The sequence below is a fragment of the Pirellulales bacterium genome (assembly GCA_035546535.1).
In the GTDB taxonomy this organism is placed as follows: Bacteria; Planctomycetota; Planctomycetia; order Pirellulales; family JACPPG01; genus JACPPG01.
The window spans coordinates 1-7,528 of the sequence record DASZWQ010000034.1 but is presented as its reverse complement, the minus strand read 5'-3'; the positions used below and the strand labels follow the sequence as shown (position 1 = coordinate 7,528).

At 59.6% G+C, this 7,528-nt stretch carries 7 protein-coding genes and 1 pseudogene; 4 read left to right on the top strand and 4 right to left on the bottom strand.

Features of this window, described 5'->3' with window-relative positions; genetic code table 11:
• Positions 1-48: 48 nt before the first annotated feature.
• Positions 49-145: pseudogene (locus VHD36_04390) on the bottom strand (integrase core domain-containing protein).
• Between the two features lie 411 nt (positions 146-556).
• Between VHD36_04390 and VHD36_04385 the strand changes: the two are divergent.
• From VHD36_04385 to VHD36_04375, 3 genes are all read left to right on the top strand, one after another.
• A complete protein-coding gene (locus VHD36_04385; GenBank protein ID HVU86533.1) occupies positions 557-1,255 on the top strand; it encodes a hypothetical protein in 699 nt (232 codons plus the stop codon).
• Position 1,256: 1 nt separating this feature from the next.
• Positions 1,257-2,246 carry a DUF1559 domain-containing protein gene (locus VHD36_04380; protein ID HVU86532.1) on the top strand — a complete coding sequence of 330 codons (990 nt, stop codon included), beginning with the start codon at positions 1,257-1,259 and terminating at the stop codon, positions 2,244-2,246.
• Between the two features lie 396 nt (positions 2,247-2,642).
• Positions 2,643-3,206, top strand: coding sequence for a hypothetical protein (locus VHD36_04375; protein HVU86531.1), 564 nt, complete (start codon positions 2,643-2,645; stop codon positions 3,204-3,206).
• 56 nt (positions 3,207-3,262) lie between these two features.
• On the opposite strand, the gene VHD36_04370 is transcribed toward VHD36_04375, so the two are convergent.
• Both VHD36_04370 and VHD36_04365 read right to left on the bottom strand, forming a co-directional pair.
• Positions 3,263-5,521, bottom strand: a complete 2,259-nt coding sequence (locus VHD36_04370) for a bifunctional serine/threonine-protein kinase/formylglycine-generating enzyme family protein (protein ID HVU86530.1) — start codon at positions 5,519-5,521, stop codon at positions 3,263-3,265.
• Entirely contained in the window at positions 5,493-6,125 is a 633-nt protein-coding gene (locus tag VHD36_04365) for an ECF-type sigma factor (protein ID HVU86529.1), read from the bottom strand. The genes VHD36_04370 and VHD36_04365 overlap by 29 nt, the downstream gene beginning before the upstream one ends.
• Before the next feature lie 515 nt (positions 6,126-6,640).
• Between VHD36_04365 and VHD36_04360 the strand changes: the two genes are divergently transcribed.
• A complete protein-coding gene (locus tag VHD36_04360; protein HVU86528.1) occupies positions 6,641-6,922 on the top strand; it encodes a hypothetical protein in 282 nt (93 codons plus the stop codon).
• A 116-nt stretch (positions 6,923-7,038) separates the two neighbouring features.
• Here VHD36_04360 and VHD36_04355 read toward each other — a convergent pair.
• A partial coding sequence (locus tag VHD36_04355) for a hypothetical protein (GenBank protein ID HVU86527.1) occupies positions 7,039-7,528 on the bottom strand: 490 nt, incomplete at its 5' end.

The window sequence follows — 7,528 nt, the reverse complement described above, 5'->3', positions numbered from 1 at the left end:
GCCTCAGCAGGGATTTGAGCGCCGAACTTTTCGCGCTTCGGTCCTGCCGTACACCTCGGCCGGTGTGCGGTAACCCAGGGCCTGGTGGATTCGCCGCTGGCAGTAGAACTCGAAGTAGCGGGTCAGCGCCTGCTCCGCTTCAGCGATGTGAATAATCACTTGACATAGAACACCGCGAGGGCACAACACATCGCCAACTACCCCCCGGATGCGGACAAATTCCTTTGCCATGGCGACGTGCCTCTCCCCCGCCTGCCCAACGAATTCGTTGACACCGTTCGCTCACGAACTAAGATCAACGCTACGTCGACTTACCGGCAACCCCAAAATGCTAATGCTCTAAAGCGCCCGGCAGACAAAGTTGCTTCCATCTTCGCGGAAGCGATTGGGCGTTTTTCGAGGGAGAGTTGCATCGGTTCTTTTCCCTCCGTTGCCCCAACGCGCCACCTGAAGCGTGGATGTGGAGCCGGCTCTGCTTCTGCGCATTCCCGTGAGCGGCACTGCAGCCAGTTGGCACGGAGGTACACACAAAGCACCGCCTTCTCGACACCATCCATTGATCAAGCAATTGTGGAAGATTATGAGAATATTGACGCTATTCACTGCTACCATCCTTGCCCCTGCACCTGCCCTCGTATCGGCAGGAGCGATCGACATCCAGTTCACTGGCAGCGTCCTTTTCGCCGCTGCTGCCCCTTACGGTGCAACGATTTCAGCACAGACAGCCATAAGCGGTTCATTCCTATACGACCCGACTAGCCTGCAAACTCACACGATCTCAGGTGCCGCCGGCTATGAGCAGCACTTTGCCGACGGACTGATTGTTAACTTCGGCGCGGGCGCTGGTGCTGCCTCGGTGCACGCCGATGATTACATCGTCCAAGTCGCGAACAATGTTGCGCAACCAGGTGGTGGCACGGCGGACGTGCTCACGGTGCTCTTCAGAAGTAACAACCTTAGCCCCGCCTTAACTCAGCCGTTGGTAGTAAATGGCATTCCGGAGAGTGTCGGGGTGATGAGCCTGAACTTTTCTGGCCCGAACAGCTTGTGGAACGATACCACGCTGCCGCCGTGGCCGCCTCTGATTGGAATGGCCGGTCAATCTATATTCAGTCACCTGGATAATGGCAGCGTCGATGTTTTGTCGAATGTCCGCATAACGGCTCCGGAGCCTTCGACGTTCATTTTGGCCCTGTGCCCCGTTATGGTGTGGGCGTGCGCGCGATGCAGAGCCCTCAAGCGCAGGAACTGCTGACATGACGGGTCGGGCCGTCTCGGAGCGCCACAGGCCAGGATTTACCCTGGTCGAGCTGCTGTGCACGATCGCCATTATCGGCGTGCTCGTCGCGCTGTTGTTACCGGCGATCCAGGCGGCCCGCGAAGCGGCACGGCGTATGTCGTGCGCGAACAACCTGAAGCAAATCGGCCTGGCCCTGCTCAACTACGAGGGCGCCCACGCGGTGTTTCCGGTCGGGGCGCGCAGCCAAATCAGCGGCACCGCGACCTTCGGCATGTCGTGGTGGGTTGCGGTCCTGCCGTACCTGGAACAGGGAGCGCTCTATCAGTCGCTCGATCAATCAGGGCCATACAACGGCTGGCCGCTGATGCATCCGGGCAACGCGGTTGCCGTCAACCGGGTTCTCATTCCCAACCTGACCTGTCCGACGAGCCTGCTCGACCCGCTCTATCCCGTCGGATCGGTCATGGTGCTTATGCCCTCGTATGTGGGCATCGCCGGCGCCGCGGGGGACGCGCAGTTCTCCGAGACGCGCGTCTCGACCTGTTGTCTGCCGGTGTTGAATGGGCAAGTTTCCGCTGGCGGTATGCTAATCCCCAACGCCAACGTGCGCGGCGGGCAAATCGTCGATGGACGATCGAATTGCCTGATCGTCGGCGAATGCTCCGACTATGCCATCGATGCCACGGGAAACATACATCGCGTCGATGGCGGATTCCCGAACGGATGGCTGACTGGCACCACCGTCGGTGGAACGCCGCCGCAGTATAGCGCCGGCCTGGCATCGCCAAGCTGGAACATCACCACGATTCAGTACGCGCCGAACATGCGCGACTACACTCAGCCCGGTATTCACGATGATCACGGCGCCAACAACCCGTTACTTTCCTCGCATTCCGGCGGCGTGCAAGGGTTGATCCTCGACGGGTCGGTACGGCTGCTATCGACGAATATGGATATCGTTTTGCTCAAGCGACTGGCAACGCGCGATGATGGCGGCGTGCCGTAATGTGGCGCGATGAGTCGGACGTCTTTGTTCGCCACTCGCATTTAGTCAGCAATGGGGGGAGTGCGACGACCTTCGGCGCTTTGGATTGCGCGCTTTTGTGCTGAAGCGCCCATTAGCTCGCTGTGTAAAATTTGCTTGCTTATCGCGGGGCACGCTGTAGAATCCCCCTCGCTTTAGATCATCCGCTTGACAACAGTGGCCTTCCACGTGGGGGGGCTACGGTGAATGGCCCAGTCTTTTTTCAAGGAGAGAGAAGCGATGAAGCGAGCAACGGTGAGGTCCGTGTGTGCAGTGCTGTGTTTATTTATAATCCCGGTTTCGGCGGCTGATAACGGTTCATGGTCGGCGCAGACGTGCGTTCTATGGCCGCTATACGCGTATGGTGGAGGCGTATATTTGTACTACGCGGATTACTATCCGACAGCCTGCACCGACCAGCCACAAGTGACCTACTGGTATGGCAGTATTAGCGACTGGCCGGAAACGTGCCCCTCTTGCCAATCCAGGGATGGCAGCGTCGCCACAGCAGATGGGCAGGCGGCAGGACCATTTCCTGGAATGCACCAACCTCTGCGTCCAGGCGACGACATTCAACTGCCAGATGGCCAAGCGAGCAGCTTCGCTCGGGCGATCGTCGACGACGACATTGAGTTCGTCAAGATGGCGGACACCGCGGGCAATGCACACACCGCAAAAGTATTCTTGCTGGCTGTTGACACCGATGGAGCGAAGAGTGGGGTGCCGACGGGCCCCGATCGATTCGTGTATGTCGCCGAGGAAGTGGCCGGAACGATCCCCGCGACGTCTAAAACCGTGACCGCGACGTCCAGCCGGGCATGTGGTTCGCAGCGACCGTATTTTGTTTATGACTGTACCTGTGCCATCGGCACAAACGTAATTCACGTCATGGTACTGCTTGCACCTCCGCAGCCGACACCCGAGCCAACCGCGGCGAAGTGATCGCCTGTCGGTTTCATTGACGTAGAGCCGCGGCGACCTCGACCGTCGTGGCTCTACTATTTTTCTGCATCTAAATACCGCGGCGCGGCGCTGCGCACACAGCGGAATCCCAGCCTTGTATCGACCGTGAACCTTCGTGCCACTGCGCGAGTTTCCGGTTCGTCGGTCCGTTCGCCCGGGAACTCGCGCCGAGCACTGGGGAACAGTATTCGGTAATCGTCGGGTACACCGATCGTGCCGAACTCGATGGGACGGCTTTGCGGCAACCTAGAAGTCGTCCATTCCGCGACGTTGCTCAGCAGTCCGACGATGGGCGGCATCGTGGCAGTCGCATCTGAGGTATCAGAGGCGACGGGCCCGATCACGTCTAGCTTGCTCGCATCGGCGGATAACATTCGCCCCCGAGGGGGGATCAATTCCAGTGCCGCCTCGTACTCCTCCAGCAAGGGAAGCCGCTTACCGACTAGCTCCGCGCTGTACATCGCGTTATCGAGGTCACTGGTCATGGCAAACGCCGGCCCGCGTCCCGCAGAACGAGCGTCCGTATACGGGGCCAGCGCCGGGCATCCGTCGCGGGAATCCTCCCACTGCTGCTCAGTGAACTCATGCGTATCCATGTAGAATGCCGGCACCGCGAGCCCGGGCGCTGGAGCGTTCTTGGTGGTGTGCGACGCCGCATCGACCAGCGCCATGCCGCTGGTGACGGAATGCGGTGGAATGTTGATCGTCGGCAATTCGATTGTGCCGTCGTTCAATTGCTGCCACTGGCTATGGAGGTAGTGGCCCAGCGTGACGTCTCCGACGCGTGGGACATAGCGGACCACTTCATGAAAGCGGCCATCGGCGGTCCGGGCTACGACCAGGTACTCTCCGGGAATCAGATCCAACTTGACCGTTCCTTTGCCGTGCAGGCGGGTGGCACGGCTGGGGGCCGCTTCGCCAGTGAATTTGTCATACGGCACGAACACGATGTCCTCGGCCGGAGGATCAGTCGCCAGGCGAACGGTCTGCAGGCCGAGCAATGACCGGTTTTCGGCCGCTGTGTGCTGCGCGACCAACGACGCGCCGCCCGCAATCAGTGCCAGCCCAAACGCTACGACCACGGCCGGGCGCTTCCGAACCCAGCGCCAGCTTTTTTCGACCCGGCCAACCCGCCGGGCTAGGATCGGCTCGCCGTCGAGAAAACGGCGCAAATCAACCGCCATTTCTTGCGCCGAGCGATAGCGCCCCTCGGGGGATTTCGCCAGCGCCTTCAGGCAGACGGTAACCAGATCGCGCGGCAATCCGCGCCGCATCAAGTCGGGACTGATCGGCTCCTCGTTCAAGACTTTGTACGTGATTGCTTCAGGCTTTCCACTGAACGCGCACCGCCCGGTGAGCATCTCGTACAGAATCATGCCCAGGGAATAGATGTCGGTCCGATGGTCGGCGTTGGCCGCGTGCCCGCGGGCCTGCTCGGGGGACATGTAGGCAGGTGTACCCATGACGTCCCCTTCGACGGTCATGGCCAACGTGTCCTCGCGCCATTTGGCCAGGCCGAAATCGGTGATGTGCGGGCGAGCCGCATTGTCGACGATGATGTTGCTCGGTTTCAGGTCTCGATGCACGATGCCGTTGTCATGGGCATGCTGCAGCGATTCTGCGATCCGGCGGCAGATATCAGCTGCCTCGCGCGGCGTGGGCGTCCAATGTCGCAATCGTAGCCGCAGGTCCTGTCCCGGAATAAAGGCAGAAACAATGTACACGATATCGCCATGCCGTCCGGTTTCATACACGGCCACGATGCCCGGATCATTGAGCTGGCCAGCGGTGCGGGCCTCGCGCAGGAAGCGATTCAGATCGTATTCGGACAAATTCCGGTCGAGCGGGATTTTTATCGCCACGTCACGCTGCAGGGCGGCGTCTCGCGCCTTCCAGACCTCGCCAACCGCCCCCGCGCCGAGTCGTTCGAGAAGCACGAATTGGCCGAGACGTTGCTGCCCTTCGGGCGAGGGCTGATGCTGCGTCTCGTCCTCGACGGTCGATCGTGATTTCAGCCTCGCTTCTTCGATCTGGGGTGCAAATTCGGGATAGCGCTGCCGGTATTCGTCCCAGGTGGGGCAGCTCCCCTGGTCGCTGCGGAAATCGCGGTCAACCAACAACAACTCGAGAAAAAGCCGGCCGCGCTCGGTCAGGCTGGCGGCATTGACATGCGTGCTGATGTCTGGCGATTGGCCAGCACGCAGAAGTTGCTCGAACTCGTCACAGACCAGATCGATTTGATCATCGAGCGATATACGGTCACTGTCAGATATTATCCGACTCTCGTCTCGCACGGCTGAGCTCCTTGGTCCAAGCGTTGCGAATTAGCTGTAATTTTCGCTCGATGGTTCTTTCAGTCAAAGAATGCTTCGCAGCGATTTCGCCGATCGTGTAGCCTTCGATCCTTGCCACCGCGACGCTCCGTAATTGATCGTTTCTCAGGCTATCCATCAGCCGACGGCTCTGCTCCTGCATCATCGCCAGAAATTCGGGAGATGGTGCATCACTGATCAGTTGGTCCAATATGGCACGCGGGGACGTATCGTCGACAGATGGGAGCGCCGACTCGGTCCGCACCCGTCCGCCCCCCCGTTTTTGCGCCATCTCGCGTCGGACCATGTCGAGGCATTTGTGATTCGTCAGTCGCAGCAGCAGCCACCAGAGCTCGTCGCGGTTCTTGATGGCATTCAACCGGCCCGCCATCGCGCCGCGATAGATACTCATGATCACGTTCTGGGCGATGTCATGCTCATCGTCGGTTCGATTGGGAAAGCGCGCGAGATACCCCTTTGCCGCCGCAACCAAGTCGTTGCAGTAGCGTTCCCATATTCTTCCGACGATCTCGAAGTTGCCATCCCTGAGGGACGCGATCCACTGACTAACGGACGAAGTTGACATTCAGCATTGATCTAAAGCGGTGCGCCTCTCTTCAAAGCCAGACCCATGCTAACACGAATCTAGGGCACAAGCATCAGCGCCTGCAACAGGCTGGCAATCACCGTTTGCACGTCCGCCATACGGGCACATGTCTCCTAGCGACCTTCAAATTCGCACGCCCTGTGTAAAACGTCGTCGACACCCCCCAGATGTGCATTTACGCGCCTCAATCGCGGTGTGTGCCTTGCCTGATCCTTTTTTAGCGGACGATTGCGTCGATGCGCCCATGCCCTGGCTTCGGCAGAACGAGTCGCCCGCTTCAGTGCCAATTTTTTTATCGAATGGCTGACGGTCTTTGCGCGTTTTTTGCGTTTATTTGCTGTGTAGCGCCTCCGACGTCATTGATGGGAGCATTAACCAAAAAGTTGTGGATGAGGTGAGTTGAAAAGGGGGGGCGTACTTGGGGTTGAATTTGGTTGCTTCACGACCACATTCCCCGGGAGTACGACACCATACGAGGGATTAACGATTCGACCTTGGCTGTGCCAGCCACGAGTTTCCAGGAAGTGCTGACGGGCATTCTTCGGCAAGGAGCGCAGCGGATGCTGACGCAAGCAATCGACGTCGAAGTCGCCCAGTGGATCGAAGCGCATCGCGAGCTGCGTGATGAAGCCGGCCGCCGCCAGGTGGTCCGCAACGGCCGCTTGCCCAAGCGGACCGTCCTCTCGGGCGTCGGCCCGATCGAGGTCGAACAGCCCCGCTGCGATCGATCCGAAGCTGGCCGGTCTGTGACGATGCCTTGGGCTTTTGGAAGGTGATTTCGACGCCTTTGGCGAGTACGTCGAAGGGCTTTTTTTATTCGTATTCTGGGCGCCCTTCCGCCTCACGCCGAGCCTCTGGAGAACGTCGACGGATTGCGCGCTCGAAGGACGTTCTAGTTCACGTCCTTTGGATGAAAGCAATTGTACCACGTCTGCTTCTGATCGAAGTCTGCAACCACCAGCGTGCCGTCTTTCAGAGCGCACATTCCGCCAGCCGTACCGCGGCCATCCACCAACCCGATGACGCTGCTACCGTCCGCCATGCGCCCCAGATAAGTTCGTCGGCCCGTCTTGGGATCGTAGCAGGCGAGCCGTCCTCGATTTTGACCATAGCCCGCGTAGTAGATGCGGCCATCGTTGCCGGTTGCCATCGCGATGCACAAATCCTTGCGCACGCCCGGCACCGTGTCATCGCCGAACGCCACGCCCAGGGATCGGATACTTCCTTCCGGCCCGTCATCCGGGAGGTACTCAAACAACAACCCGCTCGTCCACCCAATGCCATACAACCGTTTGTCGTCGGAGCTTAGGGCCAGCGCGAAGGGATTGTTATGGGTGCGATCGGTCTCAGTGCCGAACAGCGGAACTGTGACGTTCAACTTT

Bases quoted from the DNA above. Each gene is read 5' to 3' on its own strand.
- VHD36_04365 (HVU86529.1), bottom strand. From the start codon at position 6,125: ATGTCAACTTCGTCCGTTAGTCAGTGGATCGCGTCCCTCAGGGATGGC.
- VHD36_04380 (HVU86532.1), top strand. From the start codon at position 1,257: ATGACGGGTCGGGCCGTCTCGGAGCGCCACAGGCCAGGATTTACCCTG.